Below are 24587 nucleotides of genomic sequence, written 5' to 3'. Positions count from 1 at the left end.
ACAGCGCGCGCCAGTATCCGCCTGCTTGACGTATACGTCAACTCGATTTTGGCGGCCGGATGCCCGTGTAGTGCGCCGACACCAATTTCCACCGATGATCTTGCTTCTGCGCAACGTAGCTGGCCATCATGGCGAAACTTTGGTTCTGGCCCGCCATCGTGTAGACGAGTTTCGCGACGACCAGCGCAGTATCGCCCATCATGCGCACCACCGGCGCTTCCACTTGCACGGCAGGCGCGGGGCGCTGCTGCCCCGGCGCGTAAAAGCTCAGCATTTTTTCACGGCTGTCCAATTCACCCACGGGCGACACTTCAATGTAATCGTCGGTGGTCAGCGCTTGCAGGCGCGCCTGGTCGAAATTGCGCTGGGCTTCCGCGTGGGCGCGCACCAGTTCGGCCAGCGGGTTCGATGGTACGTCGGCGGCAATCGCTTGCGTGTACATGATGAAACCTCCCATCAATAAAATCAGGGCCACAAAGGTGGCGCTCAGCGCGGCGACCAGCAGCAGCGTGCGCCGCGAAAGCGAACGGTAGCTGTTCATGCCGCCTCCTGGTATTGCCGCATGGCGGTAATGTCGCGCAATTGCAGCGCCTTGTAGATTTCCGCGCGGTTGGCGTAATGGCCGGCCACCATGGGTTCCAGTTCCAGCACGCGGTCCATGTCAGACAGTGCGGCGGGCAAATCGCCGTGCGCATAGTGGTTGACGGCGCGGTTCACGCGGGCTGGAACGTGGCCGGCATCGAGTTCGATGGCGGCGCTGTACGCGGCTTGCGCTTCATCGCGCCGCTGCAGCATGTCGAGTGCTTCCCCCAGCAGCAGCCAGGCTTCCGGCTGTTGCGGATGTAATTCCAGGCTGTTGCGCAGGCACGCAATGGCGGCATCCCACTGTTCCAGTTGCGCATGGCATGCCCCCTTGTTGAAATACACTTCCGCGTACGGTGCGCTGTAGCGCGCCGCCAGGCTGTACATGGCCAGCGCTTCATCGTAGCGGCCCAGCCGCTGCAAGATGTTGCCGCTCTCGTTGTAATATTCGGAGTAATACGGATCCATTTCCATGGCGCGGTAGTAGTAATGCAGCGCCTCTTCCTGCTGGCCCAGCGCGGACAGCACTTGCGCCGAGTTATACAGCAGCACCGAGCGGTGCAGCCGGTGCACGTCATCGCCCAGCATGTCCGTCAAATACAGGAAGCCTTGCTGGCACAGCATCAGCGCATCTTCCGGACGGCCCTGGCGCACGCGCACGAACGCGAGGCCATTGTTGAGGAAGACATTCAAGAACGCGAATTGTTCATCGGGGATTTCGCCTTCCGCCATTTGCAGGCTGTGCAGCGCTTCTTCGATATGGCGGTGCGACAGCGGCACATCCTGTTCTTTCAGGTAGCGCAAATGCACCATCGCCAGCAGGTAGTGCAGCTTGGCTTTCAACACGTTTTGCGTCAGGCAAGGCAGCGCATATTTTTCCACCACAGCCAAGGCGCGCTGTTCTTGTCCTGTCGTCACGAGGCCCTGGAAGATATTGCCGATGTAATCCCAGCGCGCCGCTTCATCGCCGCCGACCAGCTTGTCCAGCCATGGCAGCACGGTATCGACAAAGGTCGATGCTTCGTAATAAAAGCCATAGTGGTTGTGCACGCACAGTGCGCGCATGGCGACGCGGGCGGCATTCAAGCCATCGCCGCGGTTGCGGTAATAGCGCAGCAGGGGAATGTACAGCCGCTCCCACTCATCCATGCCGGCGCCATACAAATCTTCAAACGTCAGCCCCTCCGCTTGCGGCGGCGCGTCGTCTTGCGGCGTCAGGAGGATGATGGGCAGGAATCCGGCCTCGGGCGTCACGGAAGCCCAGGGCAGGGCAGCGGTGTCCGGTACGGCCGGGCATTCGATGCACACGATGATGCGGCTGGGAATGGACAGGCGGCGTGCCAGTTCCGTCACAAAGCGCGACGCCAGGTGGCCCGCTTCGTGAAAGTTGCGTATCAAGAGCGCCCACTGTTCATCCGCAGCGACTTCCGCCTTCCACGCGGCAATCAATCCCACGGCGCCATTGACGAGGCGGTAAGCGCGGTCCAGCGGGAAATTGCGGGTTTTTTCCGTCATGCTGGCCGTGTCGGTCAGGCACGCATATTTCAGCCCGATGGTGTCGCGGTATTGCGGCAACATCATGTACAGCGCGTAATTGTGTTCATCCAGCACATCCTGGCGGCCCTGCACGGCGAAGTACAGGTAAGCCTGTTCGACCAGGCTGCTGACGCCGGCCCACACGCCGTGGCTGGTAAAACTGGCGTCCAGTTCATACGTGCGCACGGCGGTCGCCAGCACGGGGGTATCCAGCTGCTGGATGGGACGGAGGCGGTACAGGTGGGTGGTATTCAACATGTTGCATTCCCTCTTACGTTTTTTGGGTAGGCGCCCGGCCCCGTATCCAGACGACTAGTCCGGCAGCGAGGAGCGAGGCAGAGAAGACAAAGAACAGGCTCAAGTCCCACTGGCGGCTGGCGGACGCGGCGCTGCCCAGCGCATTCCACGCATCCTTGCCATAGCGCAGCACTGTGGGGATTACGACCACGAACAGGAAAGCCAGGGAGGCGACCCGTCCCGCCACCCAGACGGCGGCAAAGGCGCGCAAGGTGGGTAAATGGTGGTAATCCGTGTCGCGCGCTGCCCCTGCCCATCCCAGGCTGAGCTGGTGCAGTTTTTCGCGCAAATAGATGCGGGCCTCGCTATCGAGATTCGGGTAGTTGCAGTAAGTACAGAGGACATAATAGATATCCGTTTTCAGGAAGACATTGAATTGCCACGACAACGTCACCAAAATCTGCAATATCAATGCCTGGAAAATATTAATAATAAAAGGATCGCTGCCTCGAATAATTAATGCTTTAATCAGCAGCGTAATGAACGCGATGTTTAATACATCCACCAGCATGCCGGCCATTAACGGTAAATAGCGCGACTGCCGGGGTAAAGCGTGTAAGCCGGATAAATCTGCTTCCGCTACGATATTCCACAGCCGGTTACCCCAGCCTAAGCGGGATGGCACGCCATATTTGGCGGCAGCCATCATGTGGCCCAATTCATGCAGCCCTGTTGCGCAACTGTGCAATACCAGTAAGGTCAGCAGTGAAATCGTGAAATGGTCTTGCAAGTACAGCGCCGTGGGGTTAATGCGCAGGCGGGGATCGGCAATGGCGGCGGTCAGCGCATACGCAATCAGCGTGCAATACGCGCCCCAGGCGGGCCAGGAAAAGAGCAGGCTGGCGATGGGGGCGGGGACGGCAAACTTCCAGCGGCGGTCCGTGCCGGACGCTTCCGGCGGCGGTGCGTCTGGCGCATGGATAAAGCGGGCTTCCAGCAGCACATTCAGAAAGTCATCGATATCTACCGCATCCCCGAATTCCCGTTTGATATCAGCCACGGCCGCGCCTTGCTGCAACTGGCGGATGATGCGCACGCCTTCTTCGGGAAACTGATAATACTCCTGCAGATCCTGGCTCCCCACCAGGAAATCCTCGCCCTCGGGCTGGATGGACAGGGGAATGACGCAGTACGTGTCGCAGTGAGTTGCCATGGTGGGTTCCGGGTCATCAGGGGTTTGCGGCAGATTTTTTTATTGGGTATCAAAGGCGGCAGTGGCCTGCTGCCAGCCAGTGAACACTCTTTCAGGATTTAAAAACGCGATGCGGACTGCCGGCTTAGAAAGGCCAGCACATAAAGATTGGATACATCGCAACGGCGGTGGTTTTCAGTTTTTGTGCTTTGATTGCAGAAATCTTTTTCATGGTAATAACTCCTTCAGGTTTGTATATTTTAAAATCCGGTATTTTCCGGATTAGAAAGGCCAGCACATAAAGATTGGGTACATGGCGACTGCCGTGGTTTTCAATTTTTGTGCTTTAATTGCGGAAATTTTCTTCATTTCAATTCTCCTTAAAAGGTTTGTTTTTAAATCAAATTGGGCATTTCGTAACACCCGGACCGAACTTTAGACCCCGCAAATTCGAATGTCAACTATCGAAATAAAAAAATTTTTCAATTGTCAATAGGGTGACAAATTAAATGTCAATCGAATGACAAATTAAAAATAGGAAAAAGGCTTTATTAATTATTTTAAAGAAATTGGAATTATTATTTGCTCAATTGCGGCGGGAAATAATAGTGAGCATTCCTGCAAACTATCGGGGGAATTTGGAAGAGGGGAGATGGCCGGACGGGCGTCCGGCCAGAGGGGGGATTTCAGCGCAGACGGCCGCGGAACAGCAGATTGACGATACCCAGCAAGATCACCGCGCCCAGGAAGGACACGACCAGCGACATGACGCTGAAATCATCGGTATTGATGGTGCCGCCGCCAAAGTATGGCGTCAGCAGCCAGCCGCCCAGCAGGGCGCCAACGATCCCCACGACCATGTTGAGGAAGATGCCTTGCTGCGCATCGGTCTTCATGACCATGCTGGCCAGCCAGCCCAGGATACCGCCTATGACAATCCAAAGTACAAAGCTCATGTTGCCCTCCTATCGTTATGACGACAGGCCAGCCCGGCCGGGATGGCCATTGGACTCATTTTGGCCGCGCCCTCAAAGGGCGTCCGTGCGCCAGCGTACGAACGCTGAAGGGATGTCCCGGCGCCGGGCGGCGTGTGCGCGCCCGCACAGAAGCCTTATGGCCGGGGCCGTAAGGTGGCCATCTCGCATTGACAACCATTTGGGAGACTAATGATGAGTAACTACGACAGTTCGCGGCTGGTCACCGGCTTGTTTAACGACCGCAACAGCGCCGAGCGCGCCTATGAACGGGCTGCGCAGCGCGGCTATAACAAGGACGACGTCAACCTGGTGATGTCGGATGACGCGCGCAAGCGCCACTTTGCCACCGATGACACGGACCTGGGCAGCAAGGCTGCCGAAGGGGCCGGCGTGGGCGCCGGCATCGGCGGCGCCGTGGGCGCCGTGCTGGCCGCCATCGCCGCGGTGGGCACGACGGTTGTGCTGCCAGGCATAGGCGTGGTGGTGGCGGGGCCTGTGGCGGCTGCCATTGCCGGCGCTGGCGCCGGGGCCGTAACGGGCGGCGTGCTGGGTGCGCTGGTGGGCGCGGGCATTCCCGAAGAGCGCGCGCACTTGTATGAAGAAGGCGTGAAAAAAGGCGGCATCTTGATGGGCATACACGCCCGCTCGGACGAAGACGCGGCTTACCTTACCGACAGCTGGAAACAGGAATCGGGCCAGCACGTGCTGGGGACCGGGGTCGGCGCTGGCGCCGGCGCGCTGGCTGGTATGGCAGCGGGTACCCCTGCGGGCCCGGTAGGGATGGCGGCCGGCGCCGTGATTGGCGGCGTGGCCGGGGGCCTGGCAGGTAAAGGCGCGGCCGAAGTGGTCAATCCCAAAGCCGGCGACCACCTGGAACACCACCATATGGCGGAAGGCGTGGGCGCCGGCGGCGGTGCGCTGGCTGGCGCTGCGATGGGCTCTGCCGGCGGACCTGTCGGGATGGCGGCTGGCGCCGTGATTGGCGGCGTGGCCGGTGGCCTGGCAGGCAAAGGCACGGGGGAAGTGGTCAACCCGGCAGCCGGTGACGACCTGGAAGACCACCATATGGCCCAGGGTGTGGGCGCTGGCGGTGGCGCGATGGCTGGCGCTGCGATGGGCGCTGCTGGCGGACCGGTGGGGATGGCGGCCGGTGCAGCCATTGGCGCGCTGGCCGGCGGCGCCGTGGGTGTGGGCGTTGGCTCGGCAGTCAACCCTGCGGAAGAGCAGCGCTACTGGCAAGACCACTTCCACAACGAGAATTACTACGTGCCCGGTTATGACTTCGACGATTATGGCCCCGCGTATGCGCTGGGCTATAACAGCCGTCACCGTTATGGCGGCACGTGGGATGCGGCTGAGGAACGCCTGCGCAATGACTGGGAATCCACGAAGGAACGGTCGCGCCTGAACTGGACGCAAGCCAAGTCGGCGGCGCGCGCTGCATGGGATCGCGTGAGCCATCCGAACCCGGGGGATCCGTACCACGAAACCCCGTAAAGCAGCAGGGCCGGCAGGTTTTACCCGGCCGGCCCCTGTATGCCACTGACTGCGATTAGTCAGCTTTGATGGCTTCCACCTGGATCGCCAGCTTCACGTCCGGCGAGAATTTTGGCAAGCCATAGTTCAGGCCGAAGTCGCTGCGCTTGAATTCCGCAGCGACGTCCGCGCCGCACACTTCGCGCTTCAGCATCGGGTGCTGGATGCACTTGAACGATTTCACGTGTAACGTCACTGGCTTGGTCACGCCCAGCAGGGTCAGGTCGCCATCCACCGACACCAGCTTGTCGCCGTCAAATTTCAGCGCATTGCTCTTGTACGTAATTTCCGGGAATTTCTCGACATTGAACATGTCCGGCGAGCGCGCGTGGTTGCTCATTTTTTCATGGCCAAAGTCGATCGACTTGGCATCGATGACGATATTGAGCGAACCGGTTTTCGCTGCACGGTCTACCGTCACGGTGCCGGAAGTCTTGGTGAACTTGCCGCGCCATACCGAAATACCCAGGTGGTCGGCTTCGAAGCTGGGGTACGTGTGGTTGGGATCGATGTTGTACGTATCGGCTGCAAACGCCGAACTTGCGGAGGCGGCGATCAGGGCGGCGATCAGGACTTTGGCTTTCATGCGAGGGTCTCCCTAGTGGAATAATCGTGGTTTATGGTGCTGCTACTACGTGGAACTTGATGGTCACGTCATCGGCGACCATGCTGGTGTCTTTCCATTCGCCTTCGCCAATGTTGTAGGCGAGGCGCTTGATGGGCAGGGCGCCATCAAACACCTGGTTTTTACCATCGGCTTTCACGCTCAAAGGGAACGTCACATCGGTGGCTTTGCCTTTGATGGTCAGCTTGCCCGTCACGGTCAGCTTGCCGGGGCCTGCGCTCTTGATGGCCGTGGACGTGAACGTGGCTTTCGGGAACTGGCTTGAGTTGAACCACTCTTTCTTCGCCACTTCCTTGTTCATTTCCGCTTCGCCCAGGTCCAGGCTGGCCGTGTCGATGTCTACGGTGGCCTTCGATGCTTCCGGCGACTTGTCGTTGTAATCAATGATGATGTTGTGTTTCTTGAATTTCGCTTCGACCGGCACATTCATTTGCTTGAACGTGGCGGACACGGTGCTTTTTGCCGCATCGGTTTTCAATACGGCGGCGCCGGCAGCCAGCGACAGGGTGAGCAGGGAGGCCAGCAAGGACGTCATCAATGCGGTTTGTTTCATAATTAACTCCGGTGTAAGGATTACGGCAGCATGCGCTTGAGCACACCGTCACGGTCAATGAAGTGATGTTTTAACGCGGCGCCCGCGTGGGCGATGACAAACAGGGCCATCGACATGTTCAGCCAATAGTGGATGGGCTTGAAGAACGCTTTCAATTCCGGCGTGCCTTCAAACAGCACCGGCATTTGCCAAACGCCCAGGTACACGACCGGCACGCCGGCCGCCAGCGTGTACAGGTAGCCGGAAATGGGCACGGCGAAAATAAAGAAATACAGCAGGTAGTGGACCACGTCCGCCGCCTTGTTTTGCCAGGCCGGCGCATTGGCAGGATGCGGCGGCGGCGTATGCTTGGCGCGCCACAGGGCGCGGGCCACGGCGAGGAAGAGCACGGTGACGCCCATCCATTTATGCCACGAGTAGTATTTCAGCTTGGTGGGGGTGATGCCCTTGATGTCGACCATCGTCAGGCCAAGCAAAAAGGCGGCAATGATCAGGATGGCTACCAGCCAGTGCAACAGCATGGCGGTCTTCGTGTAGCGTTCCATGGCAGTCCTTCAGAAAATTAGTACGTGTTAGAACTAAATATAACAAAGAAACTTAAACTCTGCCGAGCAGAAGAATTACGGGACGCTTAAAGCAAAGAGGGCGGATCATTGATCCGCCCTCAACTCTACCTCAGTTCCGACGTGTTGCATGTCGGAACTTAAATATTGATTAGATAGCTTTGGCCAGCTTGTCGGCGATACCGATGTAATTAGCCGGCGTCATTTGCAGCAGCACGTCCTTGGCTTCCTGCGGGATGGCCAGGCCGTTGATGAACACTTGCAGCGCATCTTTGGAAATGCCTTTGCCGCGGGTCAGTTCTTTCAATTGCTCGTACGGATTCTCGATGCCATAGCGGCGCATCACGGTTTGCACCGGCTCGGCCAGCACTTCCCACGATGCGTCCAGGTCGGCTGCCAGGCGCTGTGGATTGACTTCCAGCTTGTTCAGGCCGCGCAGGCAGCTGTCGTACGCCAGCAAGGTGTAGCCCAGGCCCACGCCGATGTTGCGCAGCACGGTGGAGTCGGTCAGGTCGCGCTGCATGCGCGACACCGGCAGTTTTTCCGACAGGTGCTTCAGCACGGCATTGGCCAGGCCCAGGTTGCCTTCCGAATTTTCAAAGTCGATCGGGTTGACTTTGTGCGGCATCGTGGACGAACCGATTTCACCGGCTTTCAGCTTTTGCTTGAAGTAGCCCAGCGACACGTAGGTCCAGATGTCGCGGTTCAAGTCCAGCAAAATCGTGTTGGCGCGGGCAAACGCGTCAAACAGTTCCGCCATGTAGTCGTGCGGTTCGATCTGGATCGTGTACGGGTTGAACACCAGGCCCAGGCGCTGTTCGATGACGTTCTTCGAGAACGTTGGCCAGTCGAACGATGGGTAAGCGGACAGGTGGGCGTTGTAGTTGCCGACGGCGCCATTCATCTTGCCCAGGATTTCCACTTGCTCGATACGCTTGATGGCGCGCTGCAGGCGGGCCACGACGTTGGCGAATTCCTTGCCCAAGGTGGTCGGGCTGGCGGTCTGGCCGTGCGTGCGCGACAGCATCGGCAAGTCCGCGTTGGTGTGGGCGATTTCCGTCAGCTTGGCCACCACGGTGTTCAGCGACGGCAGCATCACGTTGTCACGGGCGGCTTTCAGCATCATGCCGTGCGACGTGTTGTTGATGTCTTCCGACGTGCACGCGAAGTGGATGAACTCGCTTGCTGCCACCAGTTCCGGCACATCCTTGACCTTTTCCTTCAGCCAGTACTCAACTGCTTTCACGTCGTGGTTGGTGACGGCTTCGATTTCCTTGATGCGGGCGGCATCGGCTTCCGAGAAGTCCGACGCCAGCTTGTCCAGCAGCGCGGTCGCGTCAAGCGAAAATGGCTTGATTTCAGCAAAGCCGGCTTGCGACAGAGCTTGCAGCCAAGAAATTTCAACTTTCACGCGGTTGTGCATGAAGCCGGCTTCCGACAGGATCGGGCGCAGCTTATCGGTCTTCGATGCATAACGGCCGTCCAGCGGGGACAGGGCCGACAGGGTGGAGTAGGGCGTAGTGGTCATGGGCAGCGGGGTGCTTAAGTTAAAAGTGGGATGCTGGCCTGCGTGGTGGGAAAACCACGGTGCAACAGTGCCGCAAGTGCGTTGCGGGGGCTGAAAAAAACAGGCGAAACAAGATTTTACCATTGCCCGGCTACCCGATGCCGGTGGCTGCCGATAGCCGATGGGCGCAAACGCGATGCTATACTGCTACCTAACCTCCTTTTGTTAGCGTCTATGAAACTTATCGGTTCTCTCGCCAGTCCTTACGTAAGGAAAGTCCGGGTTGTCCTGGCTGAAAAAAAGCTCGATTACCAGTTCGAGCTGGAAAACGTGTGGCAAGCGGATACCCGCATCCACGATGTGAATCCGCTTGGTAAAGTGCCATGCCTGATCATGGAAGATGGCCATGCGCTGGTGGATTCGCGCGTGATGGTGGAATACCTCGATACGTTGACGCCGGTATGTAAGCTGTTGCCGCCGAATGGCCGCGAGCGCGCCGATATCAAATGCTGGGAAGCTGTTGCCGATGGCGTGCTCGATGCCGGTGTGCTGGTGCGCCTGGAGCGTACGCTGCGTCCCGCTTCACAGCAAAGCCAGGAGTGGATCGAACGCCAGTTGCAAAAGGTCAGCCAGGGCCTGGCATTCTTGTCCGATAAACTGGGCGAATCGCCGTATTGCGCGGGCAACCATTATTCGCTGGCCGACGTGGCGGTCGGGTGCACGGTCGGCTGGCTGGCGTTCCGCTTCCCGGAAATCGACTGGCGCGGCAAGCACCCGAACCTGGGCCGCCTGTACGATAAATTGTCCGAGCGCCCATCGTTCCGCGACACGGTCCCGCAATAATTCGCTGCTGATGCCGAAAAAAGCACCACCTGCGCAGCCGGATGCGGCTGCGCCTGCCCCATCTTTGTCGAATGCAGAAAAGCGCCGCCTGCAAATGGCGGACATCGCGCGCCTGGCGGGCGTGTCGACGTCGACCGTGTCGCGCGCCCTCAGCGGCAGCAAGCTGGTCAACCAGGAAACGCGCGACCGCGTGATGGAACTGGCGCGCTCGCTGAAATACACGATCAATATCGGCGCGCAAAATTTGCGCCTCAAGCAAAACCGCACGGTGGGCGTCGTGATTCCCGCGGTTTCCGACGCACACACGCGCCAGCACCTGACGGACCCGTTCTTCCTCGGCATGCTGGGCAGCCTGGCCGACGCACTGACGGAGCAGGGCTTCGATATGCTGCTGTCGCGTGTCGATGCCGACCAGCTCGATGCGGCGGCGCAGCCCTATGACACGGGCCGCGTGATCGGCGTGATTCTCATCGGCCAGTGGCGCCACCATGACCAGTTGAACCAGATGGCGGCGCGCGGCGTTCCCATTGTCGTATGGGGCGCGCAATTGCCGCAGCAACTGTATTGCACGGTGGGGGGCGACAACGTGGCGGGCGGCTTGCTGGCCACGCGCCACTTGCTGCAGCAGGGGCGGCGCCGGATCGCCTTCCTTGGCGACACCAACATGCCGGAAGCCGCCATGCGCCACCAGGGCTATTGCCAGGCGCTGGAAGAGGCGGGGCTGTCTCCCGATCCCGCCTTGCACGTGCCGGTATCGTTCTTGCCGGAAGGGGGCACGGAAGGCGTGCAGGAACTGGCGCGCCGCGGCGTGCCATATGACGCGCTGTTTGCGTGCAGCGACTTGCTGGCCATGACGGCGATTAATTCATTGCGCGAACTGGGCCGCTCCGTGCCGCAAGACGTGGCCGTGGCCGGCTACGACGATATCGAATTGTCGACGTACTTCCATCCTCCGCTGACCACCGTGCGCCAGCCCATGGCCGATGCGGGCCGCGCGCTGGTGGCCACCGTGCTGGACCTGGCCGAAGGCCGCAGCGTCACGTCGCAGCAACTTCCCACCGAACTGATCATCCGCGCCAGCAGCGTTTGACGCTGTCCGTTCCTGTCGCCCGTTCGTCATCCTCGCGCAGGCGAGGATCCATGGACCGCTAGCGTCCTGCCTCATTTGCAACCGTTTGCATAAAAAATACATTTTTGTTCCAGATGACATTAAAAATGTCATTGCAATCGATTGCAATAAAAATTAAGTTGATGAATAATGTGGCATCTGCAGTGCAGACGCCGCCAGCGCAGCGGCACTTAAAAAACATTACAACCGGAGAAGAATCATGCAAGTTCGTACCGCCCAGCGCGGCCGCATGGCGACTGCTGTCGCCGCCGCCCTGATGCACTTTGCCGCCCAAGCCCAGCAGGCATCCGACACCGCCGCCGAAGCCCCCACCGCTGCTGAAACCGCCACCCCCGCCGCCGCCCCGGCCGACGGCTTGAAACTCGAACGGATTGTGGTGACCGGCACGGCCCGCGGCCAGTCGAAAATGAAAACCAGCGTGTCCGTGTCGACCTTGGATGACGACGCGATTGCCCGCGCCGTCCCCACCAGCGCCGCCGAGCTGCTGCGTTCGATCCCTGGCTTGCGTGCTGAATCGTCCGGCGGCGAAGGCAACGCCAACATCACCGTGCGCGGCGTGCCGATTTCCGCCGGCGGTTCGCGCTACGTGCAAATGCAGGAAGATGGCTTGCCTGTGCTGCAATCGGGCGACTTCAACTTCATCACGCCGGACAGCTACGTGAAAATCGATGGCACGCTCGATCACGTGGAAGCGGTGCGCGGCGGTTCCGCCTCGACCTTGGCCAGCAATTCGCCGGGCGGCATCATCAACTTCATCAGCAAGACCGGCGACAACAAAGGCGGCAGCATCGGCATCACGCGCGGCCTCGGCTATGACCAGACGCGCTACGATTTTTCGTATGGCGCACCGCTGACCGATAAAACCCGCTTCTTCATCGGCGGCCATTACCGCACAGGCGAAGGCATCCGTCCCACCGGCATGAGCACGGAAAGCGGCGGCCAGATCAAGGGCAACCTGACGCACGAATTCGACCGCGGCTACCTGCGCCTGTCGTTCAAGCACCTCGACGACAAGGCGCCGACCGCGCTGCCGGTGCCGGTGTCCGTCACCGGTGGCCGCATCAGTGAAATCGCCGGCATCGATCCGCGCACGGCCAGCTTCTATTCGCCATACTGGGTACAGGATGTCTCGCTGGCCAAAGGCAACGGCAAGGTGTCGTCCAACGTCAATGACGGCCTGGCTGTGAAGAGCGACACGTTTGGCGTGGCGCTGTCGCTGGACCTGGGCCAGGGCGTGGCGTTGACGGACAACTTCCGCCATGCGCGCAACTCGGGCCGCTTTATCGGCATCTTCCCGGCCGATAACGGCGCCGTCGGCACGTACACGATCGCCACCGGTCCGCAAACGGGGCAAGCCTACAATGGCCGCGCCTTCCACGCGGTCGTATTCAATACGTCGATCGATGACGCGGGCAATACGCTGAACGACGTCAAGCTGTCGAAGACGTGGGCGCTGGGCGGCGGCAAATTGACGGGCACCGCAGGCTTGTACACGTCGCTGCAAGACCTGGGCTTGACGTGGAACTTCAATGAATACCAGCTGCAAGCGAAGACCGGCAGCCCTGCATTGCTGAAAACTGCCAGCGCCACCCCCGGCTATATCGGCCCGGCATGGGGCAACTGCTGCATGCGCGCAGTCGATATGGAATACAAGCTGGTGTCGCCGTATGCCAACGTGGGCTGGGAAGACGGCCCGCTGAACGTGGACGCCAGCGTGCGCCGCGACAACCAGCGCGCCACCGGCAGCGCCAATATCGCCACCGGCGGCACGTATTACGACCCGGCCACGCAGCAAATGGTCAATTACAAGGCGTCGCACACGTCGTATTCCGTGGGCGGCAATTACCAGTTGCAGCGCAACCTGTCCGTATTCGCCCGCGTCAGCGATGGCGTCGCATTCAATGCAGACCGCATCCTGTTTGGCACACCGCTCGATGGCAGTGCGCCCATCAGCATCAACACGGTCAAGCAGGCAGAGGGCGGCTTGAAATGGCGGCAGGGCGGCGCCAGCGCATTCGTCACGCTGTTCCACGCGAAAACTGCAGAGAGCAATTACGAAGCGACGACGCGCATCAGCACGGCGAACCGCTACAGTGCGAAAGGCGTGGAACTGGAAGCGGCTTACAGCGCGGGCGATTTCCGCATCAATGGCGGTTTGACGTTGACGGATGCAAAAATCACCGGCACGGCGCCCGGCCAGGAAGCCGTCATCGGCCACACGCCGCGCCGCCAGGCGAAAGCCGTGTACCAGCTGGCGCCCAGCTACGTGATTGGCGACGCCACTGTCGGCGTGTCGCTGATCGGCACGGGCAAGTCGTGGGCGGACGATGCGCACACCATCACCATGCCGGCCTACCACGTGGTGAACGCAACCGTGCAATACCAGGTGACGCCGCAAGCGGCGTTCACGCTGTCCGCCAATAACCTGTTCAACAAACTGGGTTACACCGAAGTGGAAGGCGACGGCCACGCCGCCCGCGCCATTGCGGGCCGCGCCGTCAAGGCCAGCCTGCAATATGCATTTTGATACATGCATTTTGATGATCGCACGTAATGACTGATTTCCCTGACTCCCTGCCGGCGCTGCTGGCGCCCCTGGCCGCGCATTCGCACCATGCGTTGCGCGACACGGCAACCCGCCGTTATACAGCGCAGCATGCCGTGCTGCACCAGCGGCTGCACGCGCTGTATGGCCACCGGCCTGACTTTGCGCTGTGGTATGGCAAGCTGCTGGGCGCCATCGGCAGTTTGCTGGCGCAGCGCCCGGCGGCCTTGCAGGCGCAGGATGCGCGCCGTGAAGCGGATCCCGGCTGGTTCCTGGACCAGCGCATGCTGGGTTATTGCAGCTACGTGGACCGCCTTGGCGGCACCTTGCGTGGCGTGGCGCACCGCATTCCCTACCTGGAAGAACTGGGCGTGCGCTACCTGCACCTGCTGCCATTCCTGCGCCCCCGCGCGGGGGAAAATGATGGCGGGTTTGCCGTGGCCAGCTTCGATGAAGTGGACCCGAAGCTGGGTGAAAATGGCGACCTCGATATGCTGGCGGCGAAATTGCGCAATGCCGGCATCAGCCTGTGTTCGGATTTCATCCTGAACCACGTGGCGGATGACCATGCGTGGGCAAAGGGGGCGAAGGCGGGAGACCAGGCATTGCGCGACTACTTCCTCGTGTATCCGGACCGCACCATGCCGGACCGCTATGAAGCCACCGTGGGCCAGGTATTCCCGCAAGTCGCCCCCGGCAACTTCACGCACGTGGAAGCCATGGGCGGCTGGGTGTGGACCACGTTTTATCCGTACCAGTGGGATTTGAATTACGCGAATCCCGCCGTGTTTGCGGACATGGCGCAAACGCTGCTGCGATTGGCGAACCGGGGCATCGAAGTGTTCCGCCTGGACTCCACGGCCTTCCTGTGGAAGCGGGAAGGCACCAATTGCATGAACCAGCCGGAAGCGCACATGCTGCTGCAGGCGTTGCGCGCCATCGTGGCCATTGCCGCGCCGGGCGTGCTGTTGAAGGCGGAAGCCATCGTGCCGACGCGGGAATTGCCCGCTTACCTGGGCAGCGAAGGCGGCAATGGTGGCGCGGCGGAATGCCATATCGCTTACCACAGCAGCCTGATGGCGGCAGCGTGGGGCGCGATGGCCGAGCAGGATGCCGCGCTGTTGAAAGCCGTGATAGCCCGCACGCCGGCATTGCCGCCGGCGGCGTCGTGGCTGTCGTATGTGCGCTGCCATGACGATATCGGCTGGAATGTGTTGAAGGCGGAAGCGGCGGAAGCGCCGCCCGGTGGTGATCCCGCCGCGCGTCTTGCCCGTATCGCCCGGTTTTACACGGGCGAAGGAAACAGCTACGCGGCGGGCGCCTCCTTCCAAAGCAGCGATCCGAATGCAGCGCATGGCAGCAACGGCGCCACGGCATCGCTGCTGGGGTTGCAGACGGCGCGCGATGATGTTGAGCGCCGCGCGGCGCTGCGGCGCGATTTGCTGCTGCACGGGTTGGCGCTGGCGTTTGGCGCACTGCCGGTGCTGTACATGGGCGACGAACTGGCGCAGCAAAATGATGACAGCTACCGCGAGCGCCCGCAGCATGCGATGGATAGCCGCTGGCTGCAGCGCCCGTATCTGGACGAAGTGGCATTACAACACCGCCACGATGCCTCGACCGCCGCAGGCCAGATGTTTATGGGTTTGCGCGCGCTGCTGAGTGCAAGGCGCCGCTTGCCCGCGCTGGCGGCCGGTGCGCCGCGCACGGTGCTGCCATCGCCCCCGTCCGTGCTGGCGCTGGCGCGCGGCGACGATTTTATTTGCCTGTGCAATTTCTCCGCGCAACGCCAACCGCAGGGATTGGATGGCGTATGGTCCGATTGCTTGACCGGACAAGCCTTTTCAGGTGAAGTGGTGCTGGAGCCGTACGCCCTGCTGTGGCTGGAGCGTGCCGCATGAATGCACAGGAGAAGACGATGGACAGGCAGGCAATTGCAGTATTCGGTGAAGCGCTGGTCGATGATTTCGGCAGCGTGCAAGTGGTCGGCGGCGCCCCCTTCAACGTGGCGCGCCACCTGGCCGGATTTGGCTTGCAGCCGTTGATGATTACGCGCATCGGCAACGACGCCAATGGGGCGCTGGTGCGCGGCGAATTCGAGCGTTACCGCATGGATGGCATGGGCCTGCAAACAGGCGAGGGCGAAGCAACGGGCCGCGTGGCGGTGGAAATGGCGGCCGATGGCAGCCACCGTTTCGACATCTTGCCGCACCAGGCGTATGACGCCATCGATGCGCAACGTGCAGCACAAGCGGTGGCGCAGGCGCAGCCGGACGTGCTGTATTTTGGCACTCTGGTGCAGCGCGAAGAAACGTCGCGCGCTGCCCTGCTGGCGGTACAAAAAGCTGCCGGCGCGCTGCGCTACCTGGACTTGAATTTGCGCGATGGCCAATACACGGAGCGCACCGTGTTCGACTCGCTGTCGCAGGCCGACATCCTCAAAGTCAATGAAGACGAACTGGCGCAATTGTTCGACTGGTACAGCCATATGTGCCCGCCGCTGGACGACATGGCCAGCCTCGACGTGCGCATGGCGTGCGCACAGCTGATGTCGAACTTCACGCTGCAAGGCATGATCGTCACACTGGGCGCGCGCGGCGCCGTGCATTTCAGCGTGGATGGCGGCATGACGGCAGCCGATGGCGTCGTGGTGGAGCAGCTGGCCGATACCGTCGGTGCGGGCGATGCGTTTTCGTCGATCTACCTGCTGGGCCGTGCGCGCGGCTGGCCGCTGGACACCACGCTGCAGCGCGCCAGCGCCTTTGCCGGCGCCGTGTGCGGCCTGGCCGGCGCGGTCCCATCCAACCTGTCCTTTTATGCAGACTGGCGCCGCCGCTGGCAGCCAGACTGACTTTACCGGAGCATTCCAATGGCGCAGTACAAACCTCGCCTGTCGTTCTGGCAAGTGGTCAATATGAACGTGGGCTTTTTCGGCATCCAGTTCAGCTTTGGCCTGCAACAAAGCAGCATGAGCCCCATCTACAAATACCTGGGCGCCGATGAAGCCAGCCTGCCCTATCTATGGCTGGCCGGGCCGGTGACGGGGCTGCTGGTCCAGCCGTTTATTGGCGCCATGAGCGACCGTACCGTGTCGCGCTGGGGACGGCGCACGCCATACTTCCTGATTGGCGCCATCCTGTGCAGCCTGGGTTTGCTGGCCATGCCGTTCAGCCCCGCGCTGTGGATGGCGGCCAGCCTGCTGTGGATACTGGATGCAGCCAATAACGTGACAATGGAACCGTACCGGGCTTTTGTCAGCGACCGGCTGGACCAGGAGCAGCATTCGATCGGCTTCCTCACGCAAAGCGCGTTCACGGGACTAGGGCAGACGCTGGCCTACCTGACGCCGTCGCTGCTGGTGGCGTTCGGCATGAACCGCGATGCCGTCAACAGCCACCACATTCCCCATACGGTGATTGCCGCGTTCCTGATTGGCGCCGTATTTTCGCTGGCGTCCGTCTTGTGGACTGTGAAGACCACGCCGGAATTGCCGCTGGAACCTGCCGAGCTGGCGCGCATGAAAGCGGCGCCCGGCGGCTGGCGCCATACGCTGGCGGAAATTGCCGATGCATTGCGCGACATGCCGCTGACCATGCGCCAGCTGGCGCTGGTGAAACTGTTCCAGTGGTATGCGATGTTTTGCTATTGGCAGTACATCATGCTGTCGCTGTCGTCGACCTTGTATGGCACGACGGATTCAGCCTCAAGCGGCTTCCGCCAGGCGGGCTTGCTGAACGGGGAAATCGGCGCGTTTTATAACTTCATTGCGTTTATTGCCGCCTTTGCACTGGTGCCGTTCACGCGCCGTTTCGGACCGAAGAACATGCACAGCGTGTGCCTGTCGCTGGCGGGGATCGGCATGCTGTGCCTGCCGCTGATCACGTCGCCGGCGCTGCTGTATGTGCCGATGATCGGGATCGGCCTGGCGTGGGCCAGCATGATGGGCAACCCATATGTGATGCTGGCCGGCAGTATTCCGCCACACCGCACAGGGGTCTACATGGGCATCTTCAACATGTTCATCGTGATCCCGATGATCATCCAGATCTTTACGCTGCCGCTGGTATATCAGCCGCTGCTGGGCGGGCATCCGGAAAATGTGATCCGGCTGGCCGGTGCGTTGCTGCTGTGCGCAGCGGTGGCGGTCTTGTTTGTCAAGGTGGCGGGGCGCCGCGAAGAAACCGTATTGGCGCCTTCGCACGCGTGATGGCCAGTCTGTAGTGGGATACAATTGCCTTTTATCTAACTAAGGCGATCTTGAATCCCACCCTGTCTTTCGCTTTGCTTGGCGCGGCATTGGCATTGCCCGTCTGCCAGGCTGCCGATGTCGAAGTGTCTGTCCGCCTGGCGGAACCCGATGCACTGGAAGTCAGCTATCAATTGCCGCCTGGCTGCGACAGCCTGCCTTTTGTGGACAGCAGCGTTGCCCGCGCCAACTGGGCGCCGGCAGGCCAGTGCGGCAAGGTGGAGGCGGGCGCCCTGGTGCGGACAGACAGCGCTTGCACGGCGCTGGCCTTCCGTATTCCTGCCGCGGCGACATTCCGCGGTTATCCTGCCGCCTATCCAATGGGCGCCGGGGAAGGGATTTACCTGCACACGTCGCTGTATGCGCCGGCAGACCGTTGCGGCGCGGTCCATTACCGCTTTGGCGCGCCGGGCAGCATTGTCACGGGGGCGCAAGCCCACGCTGGCCGAGCCGCGCTGGACGGGCCGCAGGCGGGCGATACGGCGGTATTGTTATTGCAGAAAAAGCTGGCGCCATCGGACGGTGCGCTGCGCTACTTTGACTCGCGCCTTTCACCTGCGGCGCGCGCCCAGGTGGCGCGGGTGGCCGACGGCACGGCGGCGTATTTGCGCAAACGCTTGCCCGACGTGCCTTTTACGCAGCCGGCATTGGCAGCGTCGATCGCCACGGCGCCGGGCGGGCCGGAAGTCAATGGCAATGGCGGCGACTTGATGCGGCTGATTTTCTTCAACTGGCCGGAGCAGCCCGGTGTTGACGAGCAATACAAAATGACCTTGCTGGTGGCACATGAAATGAGCCACCGCTTTCAATTGCGCGACGCGCTCGATGGCTATCCTTCAGGCCGCCTGATCCATGAAGGCGGCGCGGAATTCCTGCGTTGGATGGCATCGATCGGCAATGGCTGGATCACGCCTGAGCAGGCTGCGCAAAACCTCGACGATGAATTAGCGCGCTGCATGGTGCAGGTGGAGGGCCGCAGCTGGGGCGAGCTGCCGCAACGGTTTATCAGCGGGAATACGCTGGAATATGCATGCGGCTTGCCGGCGCTGGTCTATGCGCTGGCTGCCCGCCAGGGCAACGACACCGTCTGGTCGCGCATCGGCGGATTTTATCGGGAACTGCGCCAGGGCAAACAGCCGGATTTCAGCCGCAGCCTGGAGTGCGGCAATGACGAGGCTTGCCAGCCGCGCTGGCTGCCGGCGCTGACGGGCAGGCAGGGCGCCATGGCTGACCACTGGCGCAAGCTGTTCGCGGATACCGGATTGGCCCATCCCCGCGAACCGGGGCCGCGCACCCGCAAGGCCATCTTGCTGAAGGCGGTGGGCCAATTGATGGAAGACGATTGTGGCGGGCACAAAGGCACGATGGATACGCCGCAGGGCATCTTCCTGTTTGGCCGCAGCGAGTGCAAGACGCTGAAAACCAATGTTGAATTGCGCAGGACGGAAGGCCACCCGCTGACTGGCGATCCGGCTGCCATGCCGGCCATGGCGGCAGCGTGTGCGGCACGCGGCGCCGTGCAATTTGAATCAAAGGATGGCGGCACGCTGCAATTGTCTTGCCAGCGCTTATACCGCGCGCCGGACGTGTTTTATGGCGCCGATATCGGCAAAGTGCTGGCGCGCCTGCGGGACAAAGAATAAGAAAAGGGGCGCTGAAGCGCCCCTTGAGTCTCGTGCGGGATGGCGGCTTATTCGCCAGGCGCCATCTGGCTTTGCAGGTAATTCTGGATGCCGATCTTGCCGATCAAGTCGATCTGGGTTTCCAGCCACTCGATGTGTTCTTCGGTATCTTCCAAAATCATCAGCAGCAAATCGCGCGACACGTAGTCGGCAGCTTTTTCCGCGGTGGCGATGCCTTCCTTGATGGTGACGTGCGCGGCGCGTTCCAGTTTCAAGTCGCATTCCAGCATTTCTTGCGTGGATTCACCAATCAGCAGTTTATGCAGCGCTTGCAGGTTCGGCAGGCCGTCCAGCATCAGGATGCGGTCGATCAGTTTGTCGGCGTGTTTCATTTCGCCGATCGATTCTTCGTATTCCTTCTTCGCCAGCTTTTCAAAGCCCCAGTGACGGTACATGCGGGAATGCAGGAAGTACTGGTTAATCGCGGTCAATTCATTGGTCAGCTGAGCATTCAGCAGACGGATCACATCTTTATCGCCCTTCATGGGATCGCCTTTTTTGTTAGATATCGGTGTGCCGGCCTTCAGGCCGGGCATCCGCATCTCAGTTAACGGAGCAGGATTTTTCGCCATTTTGCCACGAACCTGCTGATAACTGTAAGCAAATGTTTGAAAAATGACTAGATGACAGTGGTGGCAAAAATGCTGGTGAGAGCGCGAATAATAATCGTTCTCATTATGCTGGCGATGCCGCATAATGACGGCTGAGCTAATTGGAAGGGATCGCTACATGATGCTGCACATACCCGGCATTTTGACGCCGGATCAAGTCAAATATTTTCGCGAAAAGATGGCGGCCGCAGAGTGGGTCGATGGCCGGGCCAGCGTCGGGGCGCAGGGCGCGCAAGTGAAGCAAAACCGGCAACTAGCGGAAGGGTCGCCGCTGGCGCTGGAATTGGGCAATATCGTCACGCGTGCGCTGACGGCCAATCCACTGTTCTTTTCCGCCGTGCTGCCGCACCGCATTTTGCCGCCGTATTTCAACAGCTATGCCGGCGGCGAGCAATATGGCTTGCACATCGATGGCGCCGTGCGCGTCAACAGCACAAATATGCAGAGCATGCGGGCGGACGTGTCGACCACGGTATTCCTCAGCGACCCGGATGAATATGATGGCGGCGAACTGACTGTCATGGATACGTATGGCGCGCATGAAGTGAAATTGCCGGCGGGCGATGCGATTGTGTATCCGTCCAGCAGCATCCACCGCGTCAATCCGGTCACGAAGGGGGAGCGGGTGGCGTCATTCCTGTGGACGCAAAGCATGGTGCGCGATGACTGGAAACGGTCCATGCTGTTTGACCTGGACCAGAATATCCAAAAACTGCGCGGGCAGATCGGCGATGGGGATGCAGTGGTGGGATTGACGGGCCATTATCACAACCTGTTGCGGATGTGGGCCGACATGTAAAAGAAAGGGGCCTTGGCGGCCCCTTAACTTATTGGATCAGCTCAGCGAGAAGTTGATCGGCACCAGCACATACACTGGCACGGCTTTGCCATCTTCCATATAAGGCTTGAACAGTGCGCGCATGGCAGCCTGGCGGCCGGCTTCATCCAGGTTTGCGTAGCCGGATGATTTATTGATCTGTACTTGCTCCGGCAAGCCTTTTTCACTGACCAGCACACGCAGCATGACGACGCCTGTTTCGCCCAGGCGCTTCGATACCGATGGGTAGATCAATGCAGGCGGACGGACATACTCAACGCCTTGCACGGTGCGGGGGGACGCTGGTGCTGGCGGAGCAGGCGGCGCCGGTGGTGCGGACACCACGGCAGCCGGTGCGGCGGGCTGCTCTTGGGCCACGCGCGGCGCGGGTGGCGGCAGCGTAATCGTGTTTTCCACCACCGTATTTAATTGTGGCAGTGGCGGCGGCGTGACAGTCGGCGCTTTGGCGACTTCCACTGTCTTCGGCTGTGGCTTGCTTTCAGCAGGCGGGGGCGGCGGCGTCACGAACGTGACCATGACCGGCTCCGGCATGACGGCTTGCACAGCGCTGTGCAGCATGCCCGATTGCAGCATGGCAGCCAAGCCTACGTGCAAACCCACAACGACGGATACCTTGGTGATCTTGCTGCGATTCCCGCGCCAAAAAGCAGACAAACCAGACAGCGAACTCTCGGCATTATGCGCCGGCATCGTCATTGTGTTCATAGCATCCTTATCAAGTCGTTTCAAAAACGCCCACAGCGTTGTTGCAGCTCCTTGCCGTGCAGACGCACTGTCTTCGTCGCTGCGCCTGGCTACGGTCGTTTTGCAACAACTTTAGGCAGTAAATGATGGGCGCTTGAGCACAGTTTCGTTCAAGTTGCCCAGGTGTTCATTCAGGATTTCTGCGGCGGTATCGGCGCACTGGCCACAGCACGTGGCGAGGCCGAGGTCGCGGCGCAATTCATCCAAAGAAGTGATACCCAGTTCGATGGCTTGACGGACTTCGCGGTCGGAGATGTTGTTGCAGACACAAACGATCATTGCGGAACCTTCTGGCTAAAAACGGGATGGTTTCAATAACGATTTGCTACTGTTGCTCTCTGGTTAATGAGAATCGTTATCATTACGTTTCCTATTCTGCCCAACTCCGGCGTACAATGCAAGAAAATTCTGAGAATACAAACCATTCCCATTTACGCTTTATAATGACTGCTCAAAATTTCCTCACAGAACCCTCGGAATGACCATGACGCAAGCTCCAACCTTGATCCAGCTCGACACCCTGGCGGTCGGCAAGAGCGGCACCGTGGTCCATGTTGCTCCGGGCAATTACGAAGATGGCCACGACCTGGCGCGGCGGCTCATGGAGCTGGGTTTTGTGCCAGGTGAACGTATCCGCATGCTGAAACGCGGCATGCCGGGCGGCGAACCGCTGGCCATCAAAGTTGGCAATGCGACATTCGCTTTGCGCCGCTTCGAAGCGGCGCTGATCTCTATCCAACCGGAATAAAAAATGGGTGCAGTAGAAAAGCCGGCACAAGCCGTGGCGCAGACGCCGATGGTGGCACTGCTGGGTAACCCGAACTGCGGCAAGACGGCCCTGTTCAACCGCCTGACGGGTGCGCGCCAAAAGGTGGCGAACTATGCGGGCGTGACGATTGAACGCAAGGAAGGCCAGTTCACGTCGCCGGCAGGGCGCCCATTCCGGTTGCTGGATTTGCCGGGCGCATATAGTTTGTCGGCCCACACGCCGGATGAGGAAATCACGCGCGACGTGGTGGCGGGGTTGCGCAAAGGCGAATCGGCGCCGGACGTGGTGGTGTGCGTGGTCGATGCCACCAACCTGCGTTTGAACTTGCGCCTCGTCTTGGAAATCAAGCGCCTGGGGTTGCCGATGGTGCTGTCGCTGAACATGATGGACGTGGCAAAAAAGCGCGGCATCGCCGTGGATGCGAACAAGCTGTCGCGTGAACTGGGCATGCCGGTGGTGGAAACCATTGCCGTGCAAAGCGGCGGGGAAAAAGCGCTGCTGGAACAGTTGGACAGCATGTGGCCGATGCAACTGGGGACGCCGAATCCGCTGGCAGCCATTGATGCGGTGCCGGTCGAACAAACGCAGCAGGAAGTGCGCCGCATTTTGTCGCTGGTAGTAAATAACACGGCGGACACGGGCAATTTCTCTGAAAAGATCGATGATGTGGTGCTGCATCCGGTGGCGGGGCCCGTCATTCTTGCGGTGCTGATGTTCCTGGTATTCCAGGCCGTGTTCAGCTGGGCCGCCGTGCCGATGGACTTCATCAAGGAGAGCGTGGAAGGCGTCGGTGCGGTTGTGAAAGACCATATGGCTGACGGTGTGCTGCGCTCGCTGCTGGTCGATGGCATCCTGGGCGGCGTGGGCAGCGTGCTGGTGTTCCTGCCGCAGATTCTGATTTTGTTCTTCTTTATCCTCGTGCTGGAAGATTGCGGCTACCTGCCGCGCGCCGCGTTCTTGCTGGACCGGCTGATGGGCGGCGTGGGTTTGTCGGGCCGCGCATTCATCCCGCTGTTGTCCAGCTTTGCGTGCGCGATTCCCGGCGTGATGGCGGCGCGTACCATTCAAAATCCCCGCGACCGGCTGGTCACCATCATGATTGCGCCGCTGATGACGTGTTCCGCGCGCCTGCCTGTGTATGCGCTGGTGATTGCCGCATTTATCCCTGACCGTATGGTGGGGGGGCTGGTGAACTTGCAGGGGCTGGTGCTGTTTGCGCTGTATGTGTCCGGTATTGTCTCCGCGATGGCTGTGGCGTATTTCATGAAGCGCACGATGGGCGCGAACCGCCAGCAGCCGCTGATGCTGGAACTGCCCAGCTATCACATTCCCCACCTGCGCAACCTGGGCCTGGGCCTGTGGGAGCGCGCGAAGATTTTCCTGAGCCGCGTGGGCACCATCATTTTGACGCTGATGGTGTTGCTGTGGGCCTTGTCCAGCTTCCCGGGCGCACCGGAAGGCGCGACGCATCCGGCGATCTGGTACAGCGTGGCGGGCATGCTGGGCCGCGGCCTCGAATACATCTTTGCGCCGATCGGCTTCAACTGGCAGATTTGCATTGCGCTGGTGCCAGGGCTGGCGGCGCGCGAAGTGGCAGTGGGCGCGCTGGGTACCGTGTATGCGCTGTCGCAGACGGGCGATGAGCTGGCCGCGCAGCTGGAACCGATCCTGTCGCAAAGCTGGCCCCTGCCGACGGCGCTGGCGCTGCTGGCGTGGTACGTATTTGCGCCGCAGTGCATTTCGACTTTATCCGTGGTGCGCCGTGAAACGGGCCATGTGCGCTATGCGCTGATGATGGCCGGCTACATGTTTGCGCTGGCGTACACGGCATCGTTCCTCACTTACCGTATTGCTCTGGCCCTGGGAGGCTGA

General features: G+C 60.6%; 22 protein-coding genes. 11 read left to right on the top strand and 11 right to left on the bottom strand.

Annotated features, from left to right (window positions below):
• Positions 1-37: 37 nt before the first annotated feature.
• From GM668_RS04360 to GM668_RS04345, 4 genes are all read right to left on the bottom strand, one after another.
• Positions 38-541 carry a nuclear transport factor 2 family protein gene (locus tag GM668_RS04360; RefSeq protein ID WP_155437650.1) on the bottom strand — a complete coding sequence of 168 codons (504 nt, stop codon included), beginning with the start codon at positions 539-541 and terminating at the stop codon, positions 38-40.
• Positions 538-2376: a tetratricopeptide repeat protein gene (locus tag GM668_RS04355; protein ID WP_155437649.1), complete on the bottom strand. Its 1839-nt coding sequence runs from the start codon at positions 2374-2376 to the stop codon at positions 538-540. Before GM668_RS04355 ends, GM668_RS04360 begins: the two co-directional genes overlap by 4 nt.
• Positions 2377-2389: 13 nt before the next feature.
• Positions 2390-3568, bottom strand: coding sequence for a hypothetical protein (locus GM668_RS04350; protein WP_155437648.1), 1179 nt, complete (start codon positions 3566-3568; stop codon positions 2390-2392).
• 665 nt (positions 3569-4233) lie between these two features.
• Positions 4234-4503, bottom strand: a complete 270-nt coding sequence (locus tag GM668_RS04345; protein WP_155437647.1) for a GlsB/YeaQ/YmgE family stress response membrane protein — start codon at positions 4501-4503, stop codon at positions 4234-4236.
• A gap of 210 nt (positions 4504-4713) precedes the next feature.
• Between GM668_RS04345 and GM668_RS31560 the strand changes: the two genes are divergently transcribed.
• A complete protein-coding gene (locus GM668_RS31560) occupies positions 4714-6021 on the top strand; it encodes a hypothetical protein (protein WP_308506806.1) in 1308 nt (435 codons plus the stop codon).
• Between the two features lie 55 nt (positions 6022-6076).
• Here the strand turns inward: GM668_RS31560 and GM668_RS04335 are convergent, their stop codons facing one another.
• The 4 genes from GM668_RS04335 to purB all read right to left on the bottom strand — a co-directional run bounded on the left by GM668_RS04335 (position 6077) and on the right by purB (position 9329).
• Positions 6077-6646: a YceI family protein gene (locus tag GM668_RS04335; RefSeq protein ID WP_155437646.1), complete on the bottom strand. Its 570-nt coding sequence runs from the start codon at positions 6644-6646 to the stop codon at positions 6077-6079.
• Positions 6647-6677: 31 nt separating this feature from the next.
• A complete protein-coding gene (locus tag GM668_RS04330) occupies positions 6678-7238 on the bottom strand; it encodes a YceI family protein (RefSeq protein ID WP_155437645.1) in 561 nt (186 codons plus the stop codon).
• A 20-nt stretch (positions 7239-7258) separates the two neighbouring features.
• Positions 7259-7783, bottom strand: coding sequence for a cytochrome b (locus GM668_RS04325; RefSeq protein ID WP_155437644.1), 525 nt, complete (start codon positions 7781-7783; stop codon positions 7259-7261).
• A 169-nt stretch (positions 7784-7952) separates the two neighbouring features.
• Positions 7953-9329: an adenylosuccinate lyase gene (gene purB / locus GM668_RS04320; protein ID WP_155437643.1), complete on the bottom strand. Its 1377-nt coding sequence runs from the start codon at positions 9327-9329 to the stop codon at positions 7953-7955.
• Between the two features lie 213 nt (positions 9330-9542).
• On the opposite strand from purB, the gene GM668_RS04315 reads away from it, so the two are divergent.
• The 7 genes from GM668_RS04315 to GM668_RS04285 all read left to right on the top strand — a co-directional run bounded on the left by GM668_RS04315 (position 9543) and on the right by GM668_RS04285 (position 19714).
• Positions 9543-10151 carry a glutathione S-transferase family protein gene (locus GM668_RS04315; RefSeq protein WP_155437642.1) on the top strand — a complete coding sequence of 203 codons (609 nt, stop codon included), beginning with the start codon at positions 9543-9545 and terminating at the stop codon, positions 10149-10151.
• A gap of 10 nt (positions 10152-10161) precedes the next feature.
• Positions 10162-11241 carry a LacI family DNA-binding transcriptional regulator gene (locus tag GM668_RS04310; protein ID WP_371868626.1) on the top strand — a complete coding sequence of 360 codons (1080 nt, stop codon included), beginning with the start codon at positions 10162-10164 and terminating at the stop codon, positions 11239-11241.
• 238 nt (positions 11242-11479) lie between these two features.
• Positions 11480-13807, top strand: a complete 2328-nt coding sequence (locus GM668_RS04305; protein ID WP_155437641.1) for a TonB-dependent receptor domain-containing protein — start codon at positions 11480-11482, stop codon at positions 13805-13807.
• A 26-nt stretch (positions 13808-13833) separates the two neighbouring features.
• On the top strand, positions 13834-15726 hold the full coding sequence (locus GM668_RS04300) for an amylosucrase (protein ID WP_155437640.1): 1893 nt from the start codon (positions 13834-13836) through the stop codon (positions 15724-15726).
• 17 nt (positions 15727-15743) lie between these two features.
• Positions 15744-16676, top strand: coding sequence for a PfkB family carbohydrate kinase (locus GM668_RS04295; RefSeq protein ID WP_155437639.1), 933 nt, complete (start codon positions 15744-15746; stop codon positions 16674-16676).
• 18 nt (positions 16677-16694) lie between these two features.
• Positions 16695-18032: an MFS transporter gene (locus tag GM668_RS04290; protein ID WP_155437638.1), complete on the top strand. Its 1338-nt coding sequence runs from the start codon at positions 16695-16697 to the stop codon at positions 18030-18032.
• Positions 18033-18082: 50 nt separating this feature from the next.
• Positions 18083-19714, top strand: a complete 1632-nt coding sequence (locus GM668_RS04285; RefSeq protein WP_155437637.1) for a hypothetical protein — start codon at positions 18083-18085, stop codon at positions 19712-19714.
• Between the two features lie 47 nt (positions 19715-19761).
• On the opposite strand, the gene bfr is transcribed toward GM668_RS04285, so the two are convergent.
• Entirely contained in the window at positions 19762-20238 is a 477-nt protein-coding gene (gene bfr / locus GM668_RS04280; RefSeq protein WP_155437636.1) for a bacterioferritin, read from the bottom strand.
• A 244-nt stretch (positions 20239-20482) separates the two neighbouring features.
• On the opposite strand from bfr, the gene GM668_RS04275 reads away from it, so the two are divergent.
• Entirely contained in the window at positions 20483-21163 is a 681-nt protein-coding gene (locus GM668_RS04275) for a Fe2+-dependent dioxygenase (protein WP_155437635.1), read from the top strand.
• Positions 21164-21199: 36 nt separating this feature from the next.
• On the opposite strand, the gene GM668_RS04270 is transcribed toward GM668_RS04275, so the two are convergent.
• Together GM668_RS04270 and GM668_RS04265 are read right to left on the bottom strand one after the other, a co-directional pair.
• Positions 21200-21907 carry an energy transducer TonB gene (locus tag GM668_RS04270; protein WP_155437634.1) on the bottom strand — a complete coding sequence of 236 codons (708 nt, stop codon included), beginning with the start codon at positions 21905-21907 and terminating at the stop codon, positions 21200-21202.
• A 111-nt stretch (positions 21908-22018) separates the two neighbouring features.
• Entirely contained in the window at positions 22019-22225 is a 207-nt protein-coding gene (locus tag GM668_RS04265) for a (2Fe-2S)-binding protein (protein ID WP_155437633.1), read from the bottom strand.
• A 205-nt stretch (positions 22226-22430) separates the two neighbouring features.
• On the opposite strand from GM668_RS04265, the gene GM668_RS04260 reads away from it, so the two are divergent.
• Both GM668_RS04260 and feoB read left to right on the top strand, forming a co-directional pair.
• Complete coding sequence (locus GM668_RS04260; protein WP_155437632.1) at positions 22431-22694, top strand: FeoA family protein; 264 nt, start codon at positions 22431-22433, stop codon at positions 22692-22694.
• Between the two features lie 3 nt (positions 22695-22697).
• Positions 22698-24587, top strand: coding sequence for a ferrous iron transporter B (feoB, locus tag GM668_RS04255; protein ID WP_155437631.1), 1890 nt, complete (start codon positions 22698-22700; stop codon positions 24585-24587).

The sequence above is a fragment of the Pseudoduganella ginsengisoli genome (assembly GCF_009720865.1).
GTDB lineage: Bacteria > Pseudomonadota > Gammaproteobacteria > Burkholderiales > Burkholderiaceae_D > Rugamonas > Rugamonas ginsengisoli.
This window is presented reverse-complemented; position numbering and strand designations above follow the sequence as displayed.

Excerpts from the sequence above, each read along its gene's own strand:
- GM668_RS04360 (WP_155437650.1), bottom strand. The coding sequence starts at position 541 with ATGAACAGCTACCGTTCGCTTTCGCGGCGCACGCTGCTGCTGGTCGCC.
- GM668_RS04355 (WP_155437649.1), bottom strand. The coding sequence starts at position 2,376 with ATGTTGAATACCACCCACCTGTACCGCCTCCGTCCCATCCAGCAGCTG.
- GM668_RS04350 (WP_155437648.1), bottom strand. The coding sequence starts at position 3,568 with ATGGCAACTCACTGCGACACGTACTGCGTCATTCCCCTGTCCATCCAG.
- GM668_RS04345 (WP_155437647.1), bottom strand. The coding sequence starts at position 4,503 with ATGAGCTTTGTACTTTGGATTGTCATAGGCGGTATCCTGGGCTGGCTG.
- GM668_RS31560 (WP_308506806.1), top strand. The coding sequence starts at position 4,714 with ATGATGAGTAACTACGACAGTTCGCGGCTGGTCACCGGCTTGTTTAAC.
- GM668_RS04335 (WP_155437646.1), bottom strand. The coding sequence starts at position 6,646 with ATGAAAGCCAAAGTCCTGATCGCCGCCCTGATCGCCGCCTCCGCAAGT.
- GM668_RS04330 (WP_155437645.1), bottom strand. The coding sequence starts at position 7,238 with ATGAAACAAACCGCATTGATGACGTCCTTGCTGGCCTCCCTGCTCACC.
- GM668_RS04325 (WP_155437644.1), bottom strand. The coding sequence starts at position 7,783 with ATGGAACGCTACACGAAGACCGCCATGCTGTTGCACTGGCTGGTAGCC.
- purB (WP_155437643.1), bottom strand. The coding sequence starts at position 9,329 with ATGACCACTACGCCCTACTCCACCCTGTCGGCCCTGTCCCCGCTGGAC.
- GM668_RS04315 (WP_155437642.1), top strand. The coding sequence starts at position 9,543 with ATGAAACTTATCGGTTCTCTCGCCAGTCCTTACGTAAGGAAAGTCCGG.
- GM668_RS04310 (WP_371868626.1), top strand. The coding sequence starts at position 10,162 with ATGCCGAAAAAAGCACCACCTGCGCAGCCGGATGCGGCTGCGCCTGCC.
- GM668_RS04305 (WP_155437641.1), top strand. The coding sequence starts at position 11,480 with ATGCAAGTTCGTACCGCCCAGCGCGGCCGCATGGCGACTGCTGTCGCC.
- GM668_RS04300 (WP_155437640.1), top strand. The coding sequence starts at position 13,834 with ATGACTGATTTCCCTGACTCCCTGCCGGCGCTGCTGGCGCCCCTGGCC.
- GM668_RS04295 (WP_155437639.1), top strand. The coding sequence starts at position 15,744 with ATGGACAGGCAGGCAATTGCAGTATTCGGTGAAGCGCTGGTCGATGAT.
- GM668_RS04290 (WP_155437638.1), top strand. The coding sequence starts at position 16,695 with ATGGCGCAGTACAAACCTCGCCTGTCGTTCTGGCAAGTGGTCAATATG.
- bfr (WP_155437636.1), bottom strand. The coding sequence starts at position 20,238 with ATGAAGGGCGATAAAGATGTGATCCGTCTGCTGAATGCTCAGCTGACC.
- GM668_RS04275 (WP_155437635.1), top strand. The coding sequence starts at position 20,483 with ATGATGCTGCACATACCCGGCATTTTGACGCCGGATCAAGTCAAATAT.
- GM668_RS04270 (WP_155437634.1), bottom strand. The coding sequence starts at position 21,907 with ATGAACACAATGACGATGCCGGCGCATAATGCCGAGAGTTCGCTGTCT.
- GM668_RS04265 (WP_155437633.1), bottom strand. The coding sequence starts at position 22,225 with ATGATCGTTTGTGTCTGCAACAACATCTCCGACCGCGAAGTCCGTCAA.
- GM668_RS04260 (WP_155437632.1), top strand. The coding sequence starts at position 22,431 with ATGACGCAAGCTCCAACCTTGATCCAGCTCGACACCCTGGCGGTCGGC.
- feoB (WP_155437631.1), top strand. The coding sequence starts at position 22,698 with ATGGGTGCAGTAGAAAAGCCGGCACAAGCCGTGGCGCAGACGCCGATG.